The sequence below is a fragment of the Winogradskyella sp. UBA3174 genome (assembly GCF_002364335.1).
In the GTDB taxonomy this organism is placed as follows: Bacteria; Bacteroidota; Bacteroidia; order Flavobacteriales; family Flavobacteriaceae; genus Winogradskyella.
This window is the reverse complement of record NZ_DEXW01000085.1, coordinates 1-22412: the sequence shown is the minus strand read 5'-3', so window position 1 is coordinate 22412 and position 22412 is coordinate 1. Positions and strand designations below refer to the sequence as shown.

The window sequence follows — 22412 nt, the reverse complement described above, 5'->3', positions numbered from 1 at the left end:
GTAGGTCGCCGCCTTTTTTGTACTAACATTATGTTAGTATTTACAAAACCCTTACTAGTTAATCTAGTAAGGGTTTTTTTCGTTTTTATTGCTTTAGTTCAGTTTAAAAGCTTTCTTTATATTATCTTCATTTTTCATTTGTACGGTATCTATGAAAGTAAATAATGAACTTGATCTTGCTTGGAATTTTGTAACTAAAACAAATAGGAATATTTTTTTGACTGGTAAAGCAGGTACAGGTAAAACAACATTTTTACATAAGTTAAAAATGCAATCTAAAAAGCGAATGGTGGTTGTTGCACCAACTGGTGTTGCTGCTATAAATGCTAAAGGAGTTACTATTCATTCTTTTTTCCAAATGCCTTTTGGTCCTATCTTACCTGATACTGATTTAAATTCTTCTGCTGGTTTTAATAGAAAATTTAGTAAAACGAAAATTAATATTATTAAATCTTTAGACCTTTTAGTTATAGATGAGATAAGTATGGTTAGAGCTGACTTACTAGATGGTATTGATAAGACATTAAGACGTTTTAAGAATAGAAATCAAGTTTTTGGTGGTGTACAGTTATTAATTATAGGAGACCTTCAACAATTATCTCCCGTAATAAAAAATCATGAATGGAGATTATTAAGTCCCTTCTATAAAAATGCATTTTTCTTTAGCAGTCAGGCTTACCAGCAATGTAATTCGGTTACTGTAGAATTGAAACATATATATAGACAAGATAATCCTGTATTTATAGATATTCTAAATGAAGTTAGAAACAATAAATTAAGTCAAGCTTCTGCTGATGAACTAAATAAAAGGTATCAGCCTACTTTTATGCCCAATGAGAATGATGGATACATTTCATTGACGACACATAATAATAAAGCGAATCAAACCAATAAACTAGAACTTGAAAAACTTAAAGTAAAGTCAAAAACTTATAAAGCAATTATAGAGGGTAACTTTCCTGAACATTCCTATCCAAATAAAGAAGAACTAGACTTAAAGGTAGGTGCTCAAGTGATGTTTGTAAAGAATGATAGCTCACCTGAAAAACGTTATTTCAATGGAAAAATAGGTAAAGTTATTTTATTAGACACAGATGAAATTGTTGTGAATTGCCCAGATGATGATTTTAATATCATCACTAAACCTGAAATATGGGAAAATATAAATTATACGGTAGATTATGATACAAAAGCTATTTCAGAAGATATGATAGGAAGCTATACACAAATGCCATTACGTTTAGCTTGGTCAATTACCATTCATAAAAGTCAAGGTTTAACCTTTGATAAAGCTATAATAGATGCAGAGGGAGCTTTCGCGCATGGACAAACTTATGTGGCACTTAGTCGTTGTAAATCATTAGAAGGTTTAATTCTAAAAAGTAAAATTACACGTAATCAAATTATTAGTGATAGTAATGTGATCTCTTTTAATGCTGAGGCAGAAGCTAATCAACCGAATGACGATATCCTACAACAGTCTAAACGAACATTTCAATTAGACTTAATTTCTGAAATTTTTGATTTTTATAACTTTCTATATCCAGTAAATAGAATTCTAGATATTTATTACAATAATAGAGGTAGTATTGAGGGTAGTATTGAAAATCCACTCACTATTATAAAGGATAATATAGCTGATTTATTGAGAGTAAGCACGTCTTTTAATTCGCAATTAAAGTCTATAGGTAATGTTTTAGATATTCCTGAATTAGATGTATTATTACAAGAAAGGTTTGTTAAAGCTATTAGTTATTTTAACAATCAAACAAAATCAAAATTAGAAACCTCATTAAGGGCTTTAGCTTATACAACAGATAATAAAGCGCTACAAAAAGACATAAATAAACAATATGATATATTAGAGGAATTATTAGCGGCTAAATTATTATATTTTGAAGGTCTAAAAAAAGGATTTAATGTACAACAGTTCCTAGAACTAAGAGCTAAATCTGTTTTTCTAGCTAAAGATAAACCAAAAAAGCAACGTAAAGTTGTGATTGAAGGAACTACGAATATTGAACTTTTTGAATTACTAAGAGAGCTAAGAAATCAAATTGCTAATCGAGAAGATTTGGTTCACTTTCAAATTTTCACACAAAAATCATTATATGCTATGTGTGAAATATTACCTACTTCTAAACAAGAACTGAAAGAAGTTCATGGAATGGGTAAAACTCGTATTGAAAAATATGGGACAGAAATATTAAAAGTCATTAAAAGTTATTGTGATGAAAATGATATTGAAACTTCTAATGATGTTTCAGTTTTTGAAGAATTTAAACCTAAGAAACAGAAAGGAGATACTAAGAATATATCCTTAGAATTATTCAAGAGAGGAAAATCTATAGATCAAATAGCAATAGAGCGTGACTTAAATTCAAACACTATCTTCGGACATTTAGCTGGTTTTATATCTTCGGGAGAAATTGAGGTCACAGAGCTGATGAGTAAAACTCATTATTCTGAACTAAAGAAAATTATTCCGAATAAAACCTTTGATAACCTTTCAGATTTAAAGCATCAACTCGATGACAAATTCTCTTATGGGGAATTACGATTGGTAGTCAACGAGTTTTCAAGAAATTAAAAAAGGCTTCAAAATTAAATTTCGAAGCCTTTTTATTGTTTTTTATTTAGATTTATCCTTTTATAACTCCTCTAGATATAACAATTTTCTGAATTTCAGAAGTACCCTCATAAATTTGTGTAATCTTTGCATCACGCATTAAACGCTCCACATGGTATTCTTTTACAAATCCATTTCCACCATGAATTTGAACAGCTTCAACCGTATGCTCCATAGCAACTTTACTTGCATATAGTTTAGCCATAGCGCTAGACATATCGTAATTGTTACCTTGGTCTTTATCCCAAGCTGCTTTCATTACTAGCATTCTAGCAGCTTCAATATCAGTATACATGTCAGCTATCTTAAAAGCTATAGCTTGGTGGTTACAAATCTCTGTTCCAAACGCTTTACGCTCTTTAGAATATTTAAGGGCTAATTCGTAAGCCCCAGAAGCTATACCTAAAGCTTGTGCTGCAATACCGATACGTCCTCCAGAAAGTGTTTTCATAGCGAATTTAAATCCAAAGCCATCGTCACCAATTCTATTTTCTTTAGGGACTTTCACGTCATTAAATTGAAGCGTATGGGTATCACTACCACGAATTCCTAACTTATCTTCTTTAGGCCCAATATGAAAACCTTCGGTTCCTTTCTCAACTATAAAAGCATTAATACCTTTATGACCTTTGTCTCTATCGGTTTGTGCAATTACTAAGTAAATTCCAGCTCTTCCGCCACTTGTAATCCAGTTTTTAGTACCATTTATTATATAGTGGTCACCTTTATCTATAGCAGTAGTGGCTTGCGAAGTAGCATCACTACCGGCTTCTGGTTCGCTTAAACAGAATGCACCAACCATGTCTCCACTTGCTAGTTTTGGCAAATATTTATCTTTTTGTGCTTGATTTCCGTAATTTTCGATACCATAACAAACTAAAGAATTATTTACAGAAACTATAACTGAAGCTGAAGCATCAATTTTAGATAATTCTTCCATAATTAATATGTAAGAAATAGTATCCATACCACTTCCGCCATATTTTGGATCTACCATAATACCCATAAAACCAAGATCTCCCATTTTCTTTACTAATTCTTGTGGAAATTCTTGTTTATTATCACGTTCAATAACACCTGGTAATAACTCAGTTTGAGCAAAATCTTTTGCTGCATCTCTAATCATTATATGCTCCTCTGTTAAGTTAAAGTCCATAAATAGTATATATTATTATTTTGATAAAAATTTCACGCAAAGATAATGGTTTCTTGCCGTATTTTCAATAAGTAATATTATTTTTACTAATATGACAACCTCAATCTATAAGGTAATTGCTTTAATGTCGGGAACATCTTTAGACGGTGTAGATATTATTTGTGTTACCTTTTCTTATAACGGTATTTGGAGTTATGAAATTTTGAATGCTGAAACCCTCAATTATTCTAAGGATTGGAAGAAGACATTAAGTCAATTAATAGGTAGATCTCGTGAAGAATTGATAACCATTGATAACGTTTATTCTGATTATTTGTCATCCTTGGTCCAAGGTTTTATAGCGAAACATAAAATAGTCAATATTGATTTTGTAGCTTCTCATGGACATACGGCCTTGCATCAACCTCAAAATGGATTAACACTTCAAATTGGAAATCAGCAAGTTTTCTCAGATTTATTAAATCAAAAAGTGATTTGTGATTTTAGAATTCAGGATGTTGAATTGGGTGGTCAAGGAGCACCATTGGTTCCTATTGGAGACCGCTTATTATTTAGTGATTATGATTTTTGTTTGAATCTAGGTGGTTTTGCTAATATTTCATTTGAAGAAAATAACAATCGTTTAGCCTTTGATATTTGTCCTGTAAATATTGTGTTGAATCATTATGTATCTAAATTAGGTTTAGATTATGATGATAGAGGGCAACTTGCTTCAAAAGGAATTATTAATGTAGAATTATTATATCGTTTAAATAGTTTAGAATTTTATAATGAAAAGCCACCAAAATCTTTAGGTTTAGAATGGGTTGATAAAGAAATATTTCCGCTAATTGATGAATTTCAACTTTCAGAGAAAGCAATTTTAAGAACTTTTGTAGAACATGTTGTTATTCAAATTTTAAAAATTGTAAAGCAATCAAATTCTAAAGTATTAGTTACAGGTGGAGGTGTTTATAATGAATTTCTTATATCTAGATTAAATGAACTTTCTACAACTCAAATAATACTTCCTAATAGGGAACTTATTGAGTTTAAAGAGGCACTAATTTTTGGATTATTAGGGGTTTTAAAAGATAGAAATGAAGTTAATTCTTTAAGTAGCGTAACAGGTGCAACAAAAGACCATTCATCTGGAAAAATTTTAATTCCGAATTCTAAAAATTAATATTTAATTTACTTTTTAGGCTTTATAGTTTTTTATATTTGCTATTATTAACTAAACCATATACTTTGATAAAGGAATTACTTCAGAAGTACGAAAACAAAGCCCCAGAAATAGTCTTTCATTGGAATGATCCCGAAACAGATGCTGAAGGATGGACTGTAATAAACTCATTACGAGGAGGTGCTGCTGGAGGTGGAACTAGAATGCGTAAAGGTCTTGATAAAAATGAAGTTTTATCACTTGCAAAAACAATGGAGGTGAAGTTTACAGTTTCTGGTCCTGCTATAGGTGGAGCCAAATCTGGTATTAATTTTGATCCGCACGATCCAAGAAAAAAAGGTGTCCTTGAACGCTGGTATACTGCTGTTTCTCCATTATTAAAAAGTTACTACGGAACAGGTGGCGATCTTAACGTAGATGAGATTCACGAAGTAATTCCAATAACTGAAGAGAGTGGTGTTTGGCACCCACAAGAAGGTGTTTTTGAAGGTCATTTTAAGCCGACAATAGCAGATAAAATTAATAGAATTGGTCAGTTGAGACAAGGTGTTATAAAGGTTATAGAAAACGCTAAATATTCTCCAGAAGTTTCTAAAAAATACACTGTTGCAGATATGATTACTGGCTTTGGTGTTGCAGTAGCAGCGAAACATTTTTATAGTATTAATGACGATTCTATAAAAGGAAAGCGAGTTGTAGTTCAAGGTTTTGGAAATGTTGGAGCCGCAGCTGCATTTTACTTTGCTCAAATGGGTGCTAAAGTTGTTGGTGTAATCGACAGAGTAGGTGGTTTAATTAATCCTGAGGGATTTTCATTTAAAGAGATTACCGATTTATATCTAAATAAAAATGGTAATACTTTAGTTGCAGATAATCTTATTCCTTTTAATGAAATAAATGAACAAATATGGTCATTGCAAACGGAAGTATTTGCTCCGTGTGCTGCTTCGAGATTAGTAACACAAGATCAAATAGATCAGATGATTTCAACAGGTTTAGAAGTTATAACCTGCGGAGCTAACGTCCCTTTTGCGGATAAGGAAATATTTTTCGGTTCTATTATGGAGTATACAGATCAGAAAGTAAGTTTAATACCAGATTTTATCTCAAACTGTGGTATGGCAAGAGTCTTCGCTTACTTTATGGAACGTAAAGTACAAATGACTGACGAAGCTATTTTTAACGACACCTCGAAAGTTATTAGAAAAGCATTAAAAGAAGTACATAAGAAAAACCCAACAAAAATTGGTGTTAGTGAAACCGCTTTTGAGATTGCACTAAGACAATTAATATAAATACCCCTTAAACTATGGAAACTGTTATAATTCTCGTTTTTGTAATTGGCTACCTTGCCATTACGTTAGAGCACAATATTAAAATTGATAAGCTTATTCCTGCTTTAGTAATGATGGCCATTAGTTGGGCATTGATTTCTTTAGGAATAGATGATTTTTCTCAATGGTTCGATTCGGCTAAGCATAGCTTAATGGATAATTTTGGAATGCTACCACATGAAGAAAAAATGCATTTGATGGAAAAAACACTCCTACATCATTTAGGTAAAACAGCTGAGATATTAGTTTTTCTTCTAGGAGCGATGACCATTGTTGAGATTATAGATTATTTCGATGGTTTTTCCACTATAAAAAATGCTGTAAACTTTAATAGTAGAAAGAAGTTGTTATGGATGTTTTCAATTTTAGCTTTTGTATTATCAGCAATCATTGATAATTTAACAGCAACAATTGTATTAATTTCCATTCTTCAAAAAATCATAAAAGAAAGAGATGTAAGGATTTGGTATGCTGGTTTAATAATTATCGCTGCAAATGCAGGTGGTGCTTGGTCTCCAATAGGTGATGTTACCACGACCATGCTATGGATAGGTGATAAAGTATCTACGGGTAAATTATTTACTTATTTATTTATACCTTCAGTAATATGCATGGTTGTACCAACATTTATAGCATCATTATTAAAACCTTTTAAAGGGACTTTAGAACTTATAGAACCAGATAACAAACCTAAAAATAAGTTTAGTTCTACAATGTTATTTTTAGGATTAGGTGCTATAATTTTCGTGCCAATATTTAAAGTTATTACGCACTTACCTCCTTACGTTGGTATGATGCTTTCTTTAGGTGTGGTAGCTATTTTTGCTGAAATTTATAGTAATTCAAAATTTGCTATCTCAAGTTCAAATTCAGAAGAACACGATGCTCATGCAAATCATAGTCCTGTGCACCGCTCTTTATCTAAAATTGAATTGCCAAGTATTTTATTCTTCTTAGGAATTTTAATGGCAGTTGCTGCTTTAGAGTCTTTAGGTATACTTTATAACTTTGCTGGTTCACTACAGGATAGTATGCCAATGTTGGGTACAGAATATCATGGAGAAGGAGTCTCGGACTTAGTAGTTCTATTATTAGGCGTTGGCTCTGCGGTTATTGATAACGTACCTTTAGTTGCGGCAAGTTTAGGGATGTTCTCCGAACCTATGGATAACGAATTATGGCACTTTATTGCCTATTCAGCAGGTACAGGTGGTAGTATGTTAATTATAGGGTCCGCAGCAGGTGTAGTTGCTATGGGAATGGAAAAGATAGATTTTTTCTGGTATTTTAAGAAGATATCTTGGTTAGCTTTAGTTGGCTTCATAGCTGGTGCAGCTGCCTTTATGGTAACGAGGTCGATATTCTAATATACTTAAGTAAAAAACTAAGCGTTATATTTTACAAGAACTTTAAAATTAAAAACTTATCGTATGATATTACTAAGTAATATTCAAGATGGAATAGATGTTGTAACGGATGGAGAGTCGGTTGAAAAAACATTATCTATAATAGAACTCATATCGAGTGGAGGAACATCAGGAGTAGTAATTATACTTATACTTTTCTTGTTATTGATAGTTGCAACTTACATCTATTTTGAACGCATTTTTGCAATTAAAGCAGCATCAAAGGTCGATTCAAATTTTATGAATCAAATAAAAGACCATGTAAGTAATGGGAAAATCGATTCTGCACAAATGTTATGTGTACAACAAAATTCGCCGGTATCTAGATTAATTGCTAAAGGTATTACTAGAATTGGTAAGCCTTTAGAGGATATTAATTCTGCTATTGAGAATGCAGGAAAATTAGAAGTCTACAGTTTAGAGAAAAACGTAAGTGTTTTGGCTACCATATCTGGTGTAGCTCCAATGATCGGATTCTTAGGAACGGTAGTAGGTATGATTCTTTCAATCTTCGAATTAGCAAATGCAGGAGGAACTATTCAAATGGATGTTTTGGCAAGTGGATTATATACTGCGATGACGACAACAGTAGGAGGACTTATAGTTGGTATTGTTGCTTATGTAGCTTACAATCATGTTGTTGTGAGAACCGATAAAGTTGTTCATCAAATGGAAGCCAATTCAGTTGAGTTTTTAGATCATTTAAACGAACCTATCTAATATGAACATTAGAGGAAGAAATAAAGTAACACCAGAATTCAATTTCGCGTCCATGACCGATATTGTATTCTTGTTATTAATCTTTTTTATGATAGCGTCTACCTTAGTCAGTACAAATGCGATTGATATTGTTTTACCAAAAGCGAGCGGAAAAACTGAGAATAAAAAGTCTACAGCAGTAAGTATTAAAAAAGATTTGACATATTACATAGATCAAAAACGTGTAGGAGAAAGTGTTTTAGAAACGCAATTGATATCTATACTGGCTTCACAAGAATCTCCAACAATTGTTTTGAGAGCTGAAAAATCTGTTCCTGTAGAGAATGTTGTTAAGGTCATGGATATTGCTAATCGAAATAAATTCAAGGTGATATTAGCTGTGCAACCAAATTAAGAGGCATCATTTTAGTGACTTTACTAATAAACGTAAAATAACGTGAAATATTTAGAGACCAAACATCAACGTAATTCGGCAAAAATCACAGCGCTTATAGCTTTGATCTTTCTCTTATTGTTGTTTGTAGTAGGGCCTCAATATATGGATCCACCTGAAGAATACGGTGTTGCAGTAAATTTTGGAACTACAGATTTTGGAAATGGAAATAAACCACTCAGCGAGCCTAGAAAAGCTGTTGAAGATAAAGTTGTAGAAGAAAGTTCTGTTGAAGAAGCACAGCCTGAAGAAACAAACGTTACGCCAACTGAAGCTGCTACAAAAGCTGAAGACGTTATGACCCAAGAAAATGCTGAAGCTATTGCCATAAAAAAGCAAAAAGAAGTTGAGGCAAAAGCTAAAGCAGATGCAGAAGCAAAGGTCAAAACAGAAGCAGCAAGAGTAGAACGAGAAAAGCGTGAAGCTGAAGAAAAGAAACGTTTAGAGGAAGAAGAAAAAAAGAGAAAACTCGATAACCTTATTGGTGGTGTAAAGAATGCTGAAGGAAATACCGATGGTGGTGAAGGACCTGATAATAAAGGTGGAAACAAAGGTCAATTGGATGGAGATCCTTATGCTCCAAGTTATTTTGGAGGTTCTGGACCAGGAAAAGGTGGCGTTGGTTATGGACTTGGAGGAAGAGGTAAGCCAACAAATGGTAAAGTTATTCCAGATTGTCAAGAAACAGGTGTCGTAGTTGTTGAAGTAAGAGTAAATAGACAAGGAAGAGTGGTTAAAGCTATTCCTGGTAAAAGAGGAACAACTGGGACTCAGTGTTTGTTTGAAGCTGCTGAAAAAACGGCGTTAACCTTTAAATGGCCTGTAAACTCGGATGCACCACTAGTGCAAATAGGCTTTGTTAGTATTAATTTCGATGTTGGCCAATAACTCATGAATTACCAAGATACTGTTAGTTGGATGTTCCAACAATTACCCATGTATCAGAATAAAGGTGAATCTGCCTTTAAAAAAGATTTATCTAATACACTAAAGCTTGCCAAATATTTAAAAGAACCACAGGAACAGTTTAAATCTATTCATGTTGGTGGTACCAACGGAAAAGGCTCTTCCAGTCATATGCTAGCTTCAATACTCCAAGAAGCAGGTTATAAAGTAGGCTTATATACGTCACCACATTTAAAAGATTTTAGAGAGCGTGTAAAAATTGATGGTAAAGTTGTAAGTAAGCAATTTGTTATCGGTTTTATAAAACGAAATAAACCCTTTTTTGAAGCGAATAGTTTATCATTTTTTGAAATGACCGTTGGCATGGCGTTCGATTATTTTGCCAAGCAGAAGGTAGATGTAGCTATTATTGAAGTTGGTTTAGGAGGTCGACTAGATTCTACAAATATTATAACACCAGAACTGTCCGTAATTACCAATATTGGTTTTGATCATATGCAGATGCTAGGTAATACGCTTCAAAAGATAGCAGGTGAAAAAGCCGGAATTATTAAACAAAATATCCCTGTAGTTATTGGAGAAATACATTCTGAAACTGAAGCTGTTTTTGCTTATAAAGCAAAATTTACTAATTCAAAAATCTATTTTGCAGACCAATTAATAACTGAAGTTTTAGAAAGTGATTTACAAGGAGCTTATCAAAGGCACAATATAAAAACAGTAATACAGGCCATTAAAGTTTTAAATAATTTAGAGTTTAGAATTTCTGAAATGGAATTAAAGAGAGGGTTACTAAATGTTGCTAAGAATACTGGCTTGCAAGGTAGATGGCAAATTCTAGGTGAGAAACCAAAGATTATTTGTGATACTGCACATAACAAAGAAGGTTTAACCTACACAATGCAACAACTACAATCTGAAAATTTCGAGAACCTACATATTGTTTTTGGGGTTGTAAATGATAAAGACTTAGTGTCAATTTTACCTTTACTGCCAAAGCAAGCGATTTATTATTTATGCACACCGAATGTGCAACGAGGATTAGATGCAGAAATTTTAGAAACAATTTTTGTAAAAAACGAACTAGTTTGTCGGTCTTATAAAAGCGTAAATGAGGCTTTAAATACTGCAAAATCAAAAGCTTATAAAGACGATTTAATTTATGTTGGAGGTAGTACTTTTGTGGTAGCAGAAATAATTTAATATTTTTATAAAAAAGCTTTTGAGATTTTAAAAACTAGTCTATATTTGCAGTCCTTATAAATAGGGCGACTAGCTCAGTTGGTTCAGAGCACTTGGTTTACACCCAAGGGGTCAGGGGTTCGAATCCCTTGTCGCCCACATCAAAATCAATTCCGATTTGAATTTTCAAATCGGAATTTTTGCTTCAAAATATGACTCAGCGAATTCTAAAGGTCTCTTTTGGAAACTAATATTCTAAGATGTGTGATAGCACAGCAGATTTGTAATCGTAGCAGCGATTCTTCCAAGTAATTTAAAACCCTTTTCAATAAATAACTTCATAAGTTTCTAATTACCCATAGAGATAGCCCTAACAATATAATCATCTAGAGGTTTAAACTTTAAATACGCTTCTTCAACCAAGTCGATAAAGCCGTTACTTTCGACTTGTTCTTCGGTTAGATTAATAGTTGCTGTAAAACTTTTGTTATTAATTAAGTTAATATATTCGTGGTCTTTACTGTAATTCTGAGGTGATGTAACTAGTTTGTCATCGTATATATTCAATCCACCATAAAAGGATTTAAACCCTTTTTCATTCAGAATTTTTTTCAACTCATCACCATTATAGTCTATTGCAGCTCTAATATTTTCTAAGTCTTCTTTTTTTGGATGGTAAATACCACCACCAATGAATGATTCTTCAGTACCAATTGATAAAAAGAAGGTAGAAACGTTAAAAGCTTTTCGACCTGCTGGTGAACAGGTTAAACGATCTTTGTAAACTGGTTTATCTGGATGAAAGCGACGATTATTATTTATACGGCTTACGGTCTTTTTAGGATCAATACTTTCGTAATGTGCATCATGTTTAGAAAGGCGTTTAAGAATCAATTCAATTTCAAAGAGCCAACGTTCTTTCATTGTGTGGTACTGATGACGGTTTTCATCCATCCAATCTTTAGAATTGTTTTTTTTTAAGTCTCTTAAAAACCGAAAAATATATCCTTTATCAACCATAGTATCTTGCGTCTTAATTTTTAATCAAAGTTAAAAAATGGAAATTTTAGAATTGTTAATTATATCTTGAAATTCTATTCAAATGGTTTAGATTTGTAAAAAAATAAGGGTCATTAACTCAGTTGGTTTAGAGTGTTACCTTGACAGGGTAGAAGTCACTGGTTCGAATCCAGTATGACCCACTAATTACAATAAATCTAAAATACGCTCTAAAGCCATGCCTCTAGAACCTTTTATTAGGATAGTAGCTTCATTCAATTCTAGATTTGATATGATAAATTTCAAATCTTCAAATTTAGAATACTTATGAGTTGTCTTTTTAGTTTCGGTTTTAAAGAAATTTTCACCGACTAAGAAGATGTTTGTAATAAAATTAGCTTCAACATAGTTAACGATTGCTTGGTGCTCAATAGAAGCGTCTTTGCCAAGTTCAAACATATCTCCTAAAAATAGATACTTGTTGTTAGATTGAAGCTGTTTTAGGTTTTTCAATGCAGCCAACATACTTGTTGGATTTGCATTATAAGCATCTAAAATAATTTGATTATTCCCCTTTTTAATAATTTCAGATCTGTTATTATCGGGTGCGTAGCTTTCAATTGCTTTTTTAATGTTTTCTGTAGAAACTTTAAAGTGCTTTCCTATTGCTACTGCGACTGTAATATTACCATAATTATAGTCACCAATTAGTAAACTTTTTATGACAGTATTGTCATAGCTTAATGTGACAAATGGGTCTGCGTTTATAAATGTTACTAAACAGTCGTTATCCAAATCAGAACCGAAAGTGGTGATCTTATTATAATTATTAATCTGTTGAATTTGAGTCTTGTCTTCTTTATTTATAAAAGTAGTTTTATGGTTTTCTTTGATGTAATCATACAATTCAGATTTTCCTTTTATAACACCTTCAATACCACCAAACCCTTCAAGATGTGCTTTACCAAAATTGGTGATTAAACCAAAATCTGGTTGCGCAATAGTACACAGAAATTCAATTTCTTTTTGATGGTTTGCACCCATTTCTACAATACCATAATCTAAATCTTCAGAAAAACTGAGCAGCGTTAAGGGTACTCCTATATGATTATTAAGATTACCCTTTGTAGCTTTTACTTTATATGTGGAAGATAACACGGCACATATCAGTTCTTTGGTAGTAGTTTTACCATTGCTACCAGTTAGAGCAATAATAGGAATGTTTATGATCTTTCTATGGTATTTGGCTAAATCTTGAAGTGCAATTAATACGTCACTAACAAGTAGGCACCTGTCATTTATTACAGCACTTTTATAATCAACAACACAATATTTCGCACCTGCTTTAAAAGCTTGATTTACAAATTTATTACCATTAAAATTATCTCCGGTTAAAGCAAAGTACATAGCATTTTTATGGAGCTTCCTTGTATCAGTAGATATTGATGAACTCGATTTGTAGTTTTGATAAAGCTGATCTATTCTCATATATCCAAAAATAAAAAAGTCCTGATAAACATATCAGGACTTTTTTAAAAATTATTCAGTATTTGTTATTAGTTACGTCTTTTTCCTTTTCCGCCTTCAGATTTAGAACCAACTCTAGATACTGCGCATCTAAAACCAATGTAATCAGTTGCCATATCTTGTGGGAAGTAACGACGTTGAGCAGGATCTATCCAATAAGCTCTGTCTCTCCAAGAACCACCTTTATATACTCTAACTTCATCATTAATTAAAGACGTTCTGTTATTAGACTGATCGTATTGTCTAACCATTTTTCCGTCTAAAGAATCCATAGTTACAGAATGCTTTGGTGAGTTATACATTTTTCCTGTATTATTCTTATTTTTAGATTCACCTTCATCGAAAGATTCTCTGTAGTAACGTGAAGAGCGTTTATCTCCATCTCTAAAGTTTCTATTGTCACTCTGACTAAACTGAGTTCTTAAATAGGTTTCTTTATCATCTACTGGGATTTTAGCAATTTCACCGGGTAAATCTCTTGCGATAATTTTACCATTACTTAATGTATCATACACAATATCATCAATAGTAACTATTTTTACAGTTCCATCATCGTTTATAGCATTTTTGGTATAAACATTACCTCTATAATAGTTAAAGTCATTAAACTCATCATCTACTATAGGACGGTAAACATCAGCCACCCATTCTGCTACGTTACCAGCCATATCATATAAGCCAAAGTCATTTGGTTGATAAGTTTTAACTGCAGCAGTTATATCAGCTCCATCGTCAGACCAACCTGCAATTCCACCATAATCACCTTTTCCTTGCTTAAAGTTAGCCAATTGATCACCACGATTAACTCGTTTTCCTGATCTTGTATATTGTCCATCCCAAGGATATTTTTTTCTGCCTCTATATACATTATATTCCCTAATTTCACTTAGGCCTAATGCAGCATATTCCCATTCAGCTTCTGTTGGTAGTCTATATTTTACTGGAATTAAACCAGTTTCTCTGTTTGCATATAAATTAACAGGGTTGCCTTCAGCATCAGTTTGTTGCTTTCGTCTTCCTCCTTCTAATACATCAGAATTACCACCATAAGTTTGCGATGGTGCGTTAATGTAAGTATCTGTACTAAATGTACTCTCTGCACTCACATCTGTATATTGAGAATCTCTTTTTAAATAACCAGCTTCTTGTAATGACATCTCAGCAACACGATCTGTTCTCCAATTTGCGTATTCCACCGCTTGGATCCAACTTACTCCTACAACAGGATAATTTGCATATCCAGGATGGCGTAAATAATTTTCGGTCATCATTTCATTATAACCTAAACGGTTTCTCCATACTAAAGTATCAGGAAGTGCGCCTTTATATATTAATGAGTAATTAGGGTCATCTGGTGGATAAACATTTTTTAAATAATCTAAATAAATTAGATAATTCAAATTTGTAACCTCATTTTCATCCATATAGAATGACTGAATATGTTGTTGATTTGGCGTATTATTCCAATCATGCATTGGATCATCTTGTACTTTACCCATGGTAAAAGTACCACCTTCTACGAATGCAGTTCCAGGAGGTGTTTCTTGTTCTTTAAATTGGCTGTTATATTGAAAACCACCTTGTTTATCGTTGATTTTCCAACCTGTAGCACTATCTACATTGCCAGAATTAGAAGAACGTTTACAGCCAACTATTGTAGCGCAAAGCGTTAGTGCAATTAAAATTTTTAGGTTTGAGACATTTTTCATATCCATACGTTTAAATAAGCTCGTTAAATTTTAGACTCGCAATATAACAATTAAAGGTAAACTGACAACTTTTTTTTGCTTCAAAATGCAAAAAAATATGCATTTCATCCTTTTTTTTGAACAGAATAACGGATTTTGAGTCAGATTATCGATGTATTTTGCCCTTTAATAACGACGTCTAAAATGATTTATTGTTGTATTTTTGAAATAAAAATTGCGAAGTCATAATAAGGTCCTTGGGTTGACGTTATTTTACTTGTAAGAGTGATGTCTTATCTCAGATTTAGGCTTAACACCATTAACCTATAATAAATCAATGAAAAATTTACACACACTATTATGTCTTTGTGTCTTTTTATGTGGCTTTAGTCAGCAAAAGCAAATAAAGATAGACTGGGACGGTTACACTGTATTGGAAACTTCACTGAGAAAAATTGAAGTGCCCGCGTTCGACGCTAAGCATTTTACTTACAATGAAGAAATTGGTTTAAAATACTTTACTCAATGGGAAAGCTCTGGAATTGTAGATGAGAATTCTGTTTCTATATCTAATGTGTCTTATCAAAATATCACAAAAGCTGAATTAAAAGATTTAGATACTAACTTAATACCAGAATCAATTAAGCTAAATTTATCAAACGTAAGTGCAAGAGAAAAGAAATCTCATTATTTTGAAATTTCACCAATAATAAATGATAAAGGCACTTTTAAGAAAATAACAGCATTCACAATTAATTATAGTACAAGACAAGGTAAGTCTTCCTCGTTTAATGCAAAAAGTATAACTAATTCTGTTCTTAGTTCAGGAGAGTGGTATAGATTTTATATTGATAAATCAGGGGTGTTTCGGTTAACTAAAAGTTTTTTAGGGAGTTTGGGTATTAACACAAATTCAGTAGATCCCAGGAATATAAAGATATTTGGAAATGGTGGTAGAATGTTACCCTATTTAAATTCTGAAAATTACCCCATTGATGTTCAGGAAAATGCCGTTAAATTTATAGGAGAAGACGATGGTAGTTTTGATAATGGTGATTTTATTATTTTCTATGGAGAAGGGCCAACAACATATAGTGATGAGAGTGACACCAATATTAATTTGTATTCTGATAAGACCTATTATTATGTAAATGTAAGTTCCGGTAACGGAAAGCGTATTCAGCCAATGCCAACACTAAATTCTTCAGCGAATATTCAAATTAATAGATTTCAAGATTACCAGTACTATGAAACTGATGAAGTTAATTTAGCAAAACTCGGACGACGATGGTATGGTGAAGATTTTGATATTGAAAATCAGCAAAGTTTCGATTTTGAATTTCCTAATTTGGTAATAGAAGAACCTATAAATTTTAGAGTTAGGGTTGGTTCAGTATCTGAGACAACTAGCAATATGACAGTTTCAATTAATGGAAATCAAATTTCATCTTTAAATCTGCCTCAAGCGGATTTTGCTTCTGTATTAGCCAGTGAGAGTAGTTTTGGTAATCAAATAAATGTAGTCTCAGACGATGTAACTGTAACTTTAAATTATAATAATAACGGTAACCCCTCATCTAATGCATTTTTAGATTTTATTTCTTTTGAAGCGACAAGAAGACTGATTTATGACGGAGATCAGCTTGTCTTTAAGAATAGTGAAATTATTACTACACCTGGTATAGCAGAATACACCTTGAGCAATGCTAATGCAGTTAGAGAAATTTGGGATATAACAGATAGGTTTAATGTAGCTTCAACTGTAAATTCTACTAGCGAAGATAGTTTCTCCTTTAAAGCTCAATCAGGGGAAGAAAGAACTTACTTAGCATTTGCGAATTCTGATTTTTTTCAACCTAGTAAAGATGCAATTACGACAGTTGCTAATCAAAATTTGAAAGGGACTATTTTTCAGAATGCACAAGGTCAGTTTCAAGATATTGATTATATAATAATAACACCTGCCAATTTATTATCTCAGGCTGAAAGACTTGCTCAAATAAATAGAGATCAATATAATCTCAATGTAAAGGCTGTAACATTAAAAGATATTTACACAGAATTTAGCACTGGTAGCCAAGATATAGCAGCTATTAGAAACTTTATTAAATATGTTTATGATAATGCTAGTTTGCCTAGCGAGAGTTTAAAGTACCTGTGTTTATTTGGTGACGCCTCTTATGATTATAAAGATAGGATAAGAAATAATACTAATATCGTCCCTTCTTGGTATACAACAAATAGCTTTAGTCTTACAAATTCATTTATTTCTGATGACTTTTTTGGAATGTTAGATGAGAATGAAGGAGCCATGGCCGTTAATAATGATCGTTTGGATGTTGCAATTGGTAGAATATTAGTTGAAGATTTACAACGCGCAAAGGAAATGGTAGATAAAATTGAATCTTATTACCAGAAAGAGGCTTATGGTAGTTGGAGAAATAACCTTTTGCTAATCTCTGATGATGTAGATGTTTCATGGGAGAAGATTCTGCAAAATACCACAGATGGTATAGGCACTGAAGTAGAGGAGCAAAAGCCGTTTATAAATGTGGTGAAAATACATACAGATGCGTTTCAACAAGAAGCATCTGCTGCCGGAAATAGATACCCTCAAGTTAATGAAGCTATTAAAGATGCTATTGAAGTTGGAGCTTTAGTCGTTAATTATTTTGGACATGGTGGTGAAGATGGTTTAGCAAAAGAGCGAATTTTCGATAAAATCGATGCTCAAGAAATTAATAATATCTGTAAATTTAATTTATTCGTCACGGTAACATGTGAGTATACAAAATTTGATGATCCTAATAGAGATACAGCTGGTGAGTTTACATTTTGGAATAAAAATGGAGGTGCAATTGCATTAATGACTACTACAAGACAAATTTTCGTAACGACAGGTGTTACTTATAATGAAACATTAGATGACTATCTATTTGCTTTTGGCTCTGATGATTATCCAACTATAGGTGAGGCGCTTAGGTTAACTAAGGTAGATAACAGTGTTGCAGGTTCATCTCAGAAAAGACTTGTGTTTTTAATTGGAGATCCTGCCATGAAATTAGCATTTCCAAAACCAGACATTAGATTAACACGCGTTAATGATGTTCCAATTACTCAGCCTATAGACACTCTAAAAGCCTTGAGTTATGCGAAATTAGCAGGTGAGGTTATAGATCTAAATGGAAATGTTTTATCTAATTATAATGGAATACTAACCGCAACAATTTTTGATAAACAAATAGAGAGGCAGACACTAGCTAATGATGGTATAACAGAAGCTGGTCAAGAAATTGTATTAGAGTTTACAACCCTTGGTGAAGTTCTGTTTAGAGGACAAGCTACTGTAGAAAATGGACAATTTGAATTCGACTTTATTGTACCAAGAGATATTGGAATACCAGTCGGAAATGGAAAAGTTAGTTTTTACGCGCAAACAGAAAATCCCTTATCTGACCAAGCTGGTTCTAATTTTGATATTAAAATAGGTGGTATAAATGAAAATGCACCAGAAGATAATATCGGCCCGGTAATCAATTTGTTTATGAATGATGAAAATTTTGTTTCAGGCGGTATTACAAATGAATCTCCAAATTTACTCGCTAAATTACAGGATGCTAACGGTATTAATACAGCCAGTGGTATAGGTCATGACATTACAGCAATTATAGATGGTGACGAAACTAATCCAATAGTTTTAAACGATTATTACCAAGCAAATGTAGACGATTATACAAATGGTGTTGTAACATATCCGTTTAGAGATTTAGAACCAGGACTTCATACGTTAACATTAAAAGCTTGGGATGTATATAACAACTCATCAACGGCAGAGTTTCAGTTTACAGTTTTTGATAAGGATGAAGAGTTGGTTATTAATAATGTTTTAAATTATCCTAACCCATTTGTTAGTTATACTGAGTTTTGGTTTAATCATAATAGTACTGAGCCTTTAGATGTTTCTGTTCAAATTTTCACAGTATCAGGTAAGTTAGTTAGGACTTTAAACGGACAAACGTCTGGAGGTAGTAAAGCTGCAAGTACACTTTCTAAGGATATTATTTGGGATGGAAGAGATGATTTTGGTGATAAAATAGGAAAAGGAGTGTATGTCTATAAACTAAAAGTGAGATCTAGCCGTTTAAATAAGGAAGTTGAAAAAATCGAAAAACTTGTCATACTGTAATAATAAATTATATTTGCTAACCATTTAGCCTTGTAAGCTAGTGCTATGAACTTAAAAAAACACATGAAAAAATACATATTTACCCTAATCGCTTTTTCTACATTAAATTTAATGTTTGCTCAGAACACCGTTCAGTTAATACCTAATAACAACGATAGTAGAGTAATCACAACAGGATTACCATTTATGCTAATTGCACCAGACTCACGATCTGCTGGTATGGGAGACCAAGGTGTAGCAACCTCTGTAGACGGATTTTCTCAACAATGGAACCCAGCAAAATATGCCTTTTCAGAAGCAAAATCTGGAGTTGGAGTTGCTTTCACACCTTATTTAACGCGTTTAGTTAACGACATCTCATTAAGTTATGCAACATACTTTAATAGAATAAATGAATACAGTGCTATATCTGCCAGTGTAAAATATTTTACATTAGGAGAAATCGTTTTAACACAAGATGCTAACGATCCTGGTATTGCAGTTAAACCTAACGAATATGCTGTTGATGTAGCATACTCTTTAAGGCTAGGTGAGCAATTTTCTATGGCAGTTGCATTACGCTATATGAGATCTGCTTTAAGAATCGGACAAGTAGATCCTAATGCTAATCCGGGAAGTACTTTTGGTGCCGATATTACAGGATATTATCAAAGTGAAGAAGAAGCTTATAATGATTTTAATGGACGATGGAGAGCAGGATTTGCAATTCAAAACTTAGGTCCAAGATTTAAATATGATGATGGTGGACAAGACGTGTTTCAGCCAACCAATTTAAGAATAGGAGCAGGTTTTGATTTTATTTTTGACGAGTATAGTAAGCTTGGTATAACCGCTGAAGTATCTAAATACTTAGTGCCAACACCACCAATTAGAGGTGATCGAATTGTTTTTACAGATTCTAATAATGATGGACTTTTTAGGACTGAAGATGGTGACACTCAAACTGATGAGCAGCTAGCAGCTTCAGGAACTAATGTAATATTAGAAGGGCAGGATAATGATGTAAGTTTTATGACCGGTATTTTTCAATCATTTGGAGATGCTCCAGGCGGCTTTAGTGAAGAATTAAGAGAGTTTACGTATTCTTTAGGTGCAGAATACACATATCAAGATTCTTTCGCTTTAAGAGCAGGTTATTTTAATGAAGCTGCTGATAAAGGGGCGCGTAAGTTTTTTGCCTTAGGCGCAGGTTTTAAATACTCCACTATAAATATTGATTTATCGTACTTGTTTTCAGCATCACAAGTGCAAAGTCCACTAGAAAATACATTGCGTTTCTCATTAACATTTAATTTTGGTGCTGGTGAGTACGATGAATATTAGAATAATGAATAAATGATTTATATTTAAAACTATTGTTTGTAAAAAGACAATAGTTTTTTTGTCTAAAACAGATTCGAGAATTTATGAAGCAACTTAAAATTGAAACACTATTAGAGGTTTATGATAATATCAGTAAGCTACCTCAAGATATTCAGAGTCTTATGGACAAAGCTATAGATGCAAGAAATAATGCATATGCACCTTATTCAAATTTTAATGTTGGCGCAGCTATTTTATTAGATAATACTGAAGTTGTTATTGGTAACAACCAAGAAAACGCATCTTATCCGTCAGGTCTATGTGCAGAACGTACAGCAATTTATTATGCAGGTGCAAAATATCCTAAAGCCAAAATCTTAAAAATGGCTTTAACGGCATCCTCTCAAAATAAAGTTACAGATAAGCCAATACCACCATGTGGAGCTTGCCGACAAGCAATTGCAGAGTATGAGATAAAACAAGAGCAGCCTATAGAAATATACTTCATGGGAGCAGAAGGAAAGGTTGTTAAATCAAATTCTTTAGCGAATTTATTACCTTTACTTTTTGAAAGTTCAGTGTTGTAAGCTTTTCATTGCGATAAATTCAGCAATCTCTTCTTTTTTTTACTGAATACTGTTTCTTCATTGTTGTCTAAAGTGTTATTTTTGTTACTCAGATTAATAGAACTAATCAATACATGCAAAAAGTAACAAAAGAAGTCTACCTTAAATGGTATGAAGATATGCTGTTTTGGCGTAAGTTTGAAGATAAACTGGCGGCAGTTTACATTCAGCAAAAAGTTAGAGGATTCCTTCATTTATATAATGGGCAAGAAGCTGTGTTAGCAGGTGCTTTGCATGCTATGGATTTAACGAAGGACAAAATGATTACAGCTTACCGTAACCATGTACAACCCATTGGTATGGGAGTAGATCCAAAACGTGTAATGGCTGAATTATTTGGTAAAGCAACAGGAACATCACAAGGATTAGGTGGTTCTATGCATATCTTTTCTAAGGAACATCGTTTTTATGGTGGTCATGGTATTGTAGGAGGGCAAATTCCTTTAGGTGCTGGTATCGCATTTGGTGATAAGTATCATGGAAGTGATGCTGTTACATTATGTTGTTTTGGTGATGGAGCTGCAAGACAAGGCTCTTTACATGAGACATTCAACATGGCAATGCTTTGGAATTTACCAGTAGTATTTGTGTGCGAAAATAATGGTTACGCTATGGGAACTTCAGTTGAACGTACAGCAAACCACACAGAAATCTGGAAACTAGGATTAGGTTACGAAATGCCTTGTGGGCCAGTAGATGGTATGAATCCTGTAAAAGTTGCTGAAGCTTTTGATGAAGCGATTCAGCGTGCACGTAATGGAGGAGGGCCAACCTTTTTAGAATTAAAGACTTACCGTTATAGAGGACATTCTATGTCAGATGCACAACATTATAGAACTAAAGATGAGGTTGCAGAATACAAGAAAATAGATCCTATTACGCAAGTAAAAGATATTATTTTGGAGAAGAAGTATGCTACTGAAAATGCACTAAAAGAAATCGATAAGCGTGTAAAAGCTAGTGTTGCAGAATGCGAGAAATTCGCAGATGAATCTCCATACCCAGAAAAGAGTTTAATGTACGATGCTGTTTATGAGCAAGAAGATTATCCATTTATAGACCACAAAATAAAATAAGCCATGGCAGAAGTAATTAATATGCCGCGTTTAAGCGATACAATGGAAGAAGGTACTGTAGCTTCTTGGTTGAAAAA

Annotated in this window: 16 protein-coding genes and 2 tRNA genes; 14 read left to right on the top strand and 4 right to left on the bottom strand. The window is 32.9% G+C overall.

Annotated elements, in window-relative coordinates:
* The first annotated feature begins 151 nt into the window (after positions 1-151).
* Complete coding sequence (locus B2U95_RS15925) at positions 152-2590, top strand: helix-turn-helix domain-containing protein (protein WP_296317899.1); 2439 nt, start codon at positions 152-154, stop codon at positions 2588-2590.
* A gap of 52 nt (positions 2591-2642) precedes the next feature.
* Here B2U95_RS15925 and B2U95_RS15920 read toward each other — a convergent pair whose 3' ends face one another.
* Entirely contained in the window at positions 2643-3785 is a 1143-nt protein-coding gene (locus B2U95_RS15920; protein WP_296317897.1) for an acyl-CoA dehydrogenase, read from the bottom strand.
* Positions 3786-3876: 91 nt separating this feature from the next.
* Between B2U95_RS15920 and B2U95_RS15915 the strand changes: the two genes are divergently transcribed.
* The 8 genes from B2U95_RS15915 to B2U95_RS15880 all read left to right on the top strand — a co-directional run bounded on the left by B2U95_RS15915 (position 3877) and on the right by B2U95_RS15880 (position 11090).
* Positions 3877-4950, top strand: a complete 1074-nt coding sequence (locus B2U95_RS15915; protein ID WP_296317895.1) for an anhydro-N-acetylmuramic acid kinase — start codon at positions 3877-3879, stop codon at positions 4948-4950.
* Between the two features lie 68 nt (positions 4951-5018).
* Positions 5019-6245 carry a Glu/Leu/Phe/Val dehydrogenase dimerization domain-containing protein gene (locus B2U95_RS15910; RefSeq protein WP_296317901.1) on the top strand — a complete coding sequence of 409 codons (1227 nt, stop codon included), beginning with the start codon at positions 5019-5021 and terminating at the stop codon, positions 6243-6245.
* 14 nt (positions 6246-6259) lie between these two features.
* Positions 6260-7651, top strand: coding sequence for a sodium:proton antiporter NhaD (gene nhaD, locus B2U95_RS15905; RefSeq protein WP_296317894.1), 1392 nt, complete (start codon positions 6260-6262; stop codon positions 7649-7651).
* 63 nt (positions 7652-7714) lie between these two features.
* Positions 7715-8410 carry a MotA/TolQ/ExbB proton channel family protein gene (locus B2U95_RS15900; protein ID WP_296317893.1) on the top strand — a complete coding sequence of 232 codons (696 nt, stop codon included), beginning with the start codon at positions 7715-7717 and terminating at the stop codon, positions 8408-8410.
* Position 8411: 1 nt separating this feature from the next.
* Positions 8412-8804 (top strand): ExbD/TolR family protein, encoded by a 393-nt coding sequence (locus tag B2U95_RS15895; protein WP_296317891.1) that lies wholly within the window; start codon positions 8412-8414, stop codon positions 8802-8804.
* A gap of 42 nt (positions 8805-8846) precedes the next feature.
* Complete coding sequence (locus tag B2U95_RS15890) at positions 8847-9731, top strand: energy transducer TonB (protein ID WP_296317889.1); 885 nt, start codon at positions 8847-8849, stop codon at positions 9729-9731.
* Positions 9732-9734: 3 nt separating this feature from the next.
* Entirely contained in the window at positions 9735-10952 is a 1218-nt protein-coding gene (locus B2U95_RS15885) for a bifunctional folylpolyglutamate synthase/dihydrofolate synthase (RefSeq protein ID WP_296317888.1), read from the top strand.
* Between the two features lie 63 nt (positions 10953-11015).
* Positions 11016-11090, top strand: a tRNA-Val gene (locus B2U95_RS15880).
* A gap of 189 nt (positions 11091-11279) precedes the next feature.
* Here the strand turns inward: B2U95_RS15880 and B2U95_RS15875 are convergent.
* Positions 11280-11951, bottom strand: coding sequence for a DUF2461 domain-containing protein (locus B2U95_RS15875; RefSeq protein ID WP_296317886.1), 672 nt, complete (start codon positions 11949-11951; stop codon positions 11280-11282).
* Positions 11952-12058: 107 nt separating this feature from the next.
* Between B2U95_RS15875 and B2U95_RS15870 the strand changes: the two genes are divergently transcribed.
* Positions 12059-12133 (top strand) — tRNA-Val (locus B2U95_RS15870).
* Positions 12134-12137: 4 nt separating this feature from the next.
* Here the strand turns inward: B2U95_RS15870 and B2U95_RS15865 are convergent.
* Both B2U95_RS15865 and gldJ read right to left on the bottom strand, forming a co-directional pair.
* Positions 12138-13418: a UDP-N-acetylmuramoyl-tripeptide--D-alanyl-D-alanine ligase gene (locus tag B2U95_RS15865; protein WP_296317885.1), complete on the bottom strand. Its 1281-nt coding sequence runs from the start codon at positions 13416-13418 to the stop codon at positions 12138-12140.
* A gap of 68 nt (positions 13419-13486) precedes the next feature.
* Positions 13487-15172 carry a gliding motility lipoprotein GldJ gene (gldJ, locus tag B2U95_RS15860; RefSeq protein WP_296317884.1) on the bottom strand — a complete coding sequence of 562 codons (1686 nt, stop codon included), beginning with the start codon at positions 15170-15172 and terminating at the stop codon, positions 13487-13489.
* Between the two features lie 310 nt (positions 15173-15482).
* Between gldJ and porU the strand changes: the two genes are divergently transcribed.
* The 4 genes from porU (at position 15483) to pdhA (ending at position 22335) form a co-directional block, all read left to right on the top strand.
* A complete protein-coding gene (porU, locus tag B2U95_RS15855) occupies positions 15483-19331 on the top strand; it encodes a type IX secretion system sortase PorU (protein WP_296317883.1) in 3849 nt (1282 codons plus the stop codon).
* A 63-nt stretch (positions 19332-19394) separates the two neighbouring features.
* Entirely contained in the window at positions 19395-20654 is a 1260-nt protein-coding gene (gene porV, locus B2U95_RS15850) for a type IX secretion system outer membrane channel protein PorV (RefSeq protein WP_296317882.1), read from the top strand.
* An 83-nt stretch (positions 20655-20737) separates the two neighbouring features.
* Positions 20738-21220 carry a cytidine deaminase gene (gene cdd, locus B2U95_RS15845; RefSeq protein ID WP_296317880.1) on the top strand — a complete coding sequence of 161 codons (483 nt, stop codon included), beginning with the start codon at positions 20738-20740 and terminating at the stop codon, positions 21218-21220.
* A 113-nt stretch (positions 21221-21333) separates the two neighbouring features.
* Entirely contained in the window at positions 21334-22335 is a 1002-nt protein-coding gene (gene pdhA, locus B2U95_RS15840; protein ID WP_296317878.1) for a pyruvate dehydrogenase (acetyl-transferring) E1 component subunit alpha, read from the top strand.
* Positions 22336-22412: the final 77 nt, after the last annotated feature.

What these genes read in the sequence shown, in the direction of transcription:
- nhaD (WP_296317894.1), top strand. Translation starts at nt 6,260, where the DNA reads ATGGAAACTGTTATAATTCTCGTTTTTGTAATTGGCTACCTTGCCATT.
- B2U95_RS15875 (WP_296317886.1), bottom strand. Translation starts at nt 11,951, where the DNA reads ATGGTTGATAAAGGATATATTTTTCGGTTTTTAAGAGACTTAAAAAAA.
- cdd (WP_296317880.1), top strand. Translation starts at nt 20,738, where the DNA reads ATGAAGCAACTTAAAATTGAAACACTATTAGAGGTTTATGATAATATC.
- B2U95_RS15915 (WP_296317895.1), top strand. Translation starts at nt 3,877, where the DNA reads ATGACAACCTCAATCTATAAGGTAATTGCTTTAATGTCGGGAACATCT.
- B2U95_RS15925 (WP_296317899.1), top strand. Translation starts at nt 152, where the DNA reads ATGAAAGTAAATAATGAACTTGATCTTGCTTGGAATTTTGTAACTAAA.
- B2U95_RS15865 (WP_296317885.1), bottom strand. Translation starts at nt 13,418, where the DNA reads ATGAGAATAGATCAGCTTTATCAAAACTACAAATCGAGTTCATCAATA.
- B2U95_RS15920 (WP_296317897.1), bottom strand. Translation starts at nt 3,785, where the DNA reads ATGGACTTTAACTTAACAGAGGAGCATATAATGATTAGAGATGCAGCA.
- B2U95_RS15885 (WP_296317888.1), top strand. Translation starts at nt 9,735, where the DNA reads ATGAATTACCAAGATACTGTTAGTTGGATGTTCCAACAATTACCCATG.
- B2U95_RS15895 (WP_296317891.1), top strand. Translation starts at nt 8,412, where the DNA reads ATGAACATTAGAGGAAGAAATAAAGTAACACCAGAATTCAATTTCGCG.
- gldJ (WP_296317884.1), bottom strand. Translation starts at nt 15,172, where the DNA reads ATGGATATGAAAAATGTCTCAAACCTAAAAATTTTAATTGCACTAACG.
- B2U95_RS15900 (WP_296317893.1), top strand. Translation starts at nt 7,715, where the DNA reads ATGATATTACTAAGTAATATTCAAGATGGAATAGATGTTGTAACGGAT.
- pdhA (WP_296317878.1), top strand. Translation starts at nt 21,334, where the DNA reads ATGCAAAAAGTAACAAAAGAAGTCTACCTTAAATGGTATGAAGATATG.
- porV (WP_296317882.1), top strand. Translation starts at nt 19,395, where the DNA reads ATGAAAAAATACATATTTACCCTAATCGCTTTTTCTACATTAAATTTA.
- porU (WP_296317883.1), top strand. Translation starts at nt 15,483, where the DNA reads ATGAAAAATTTACACACACTATTATGTCTTTGTGTCTTTTTATGTGGC.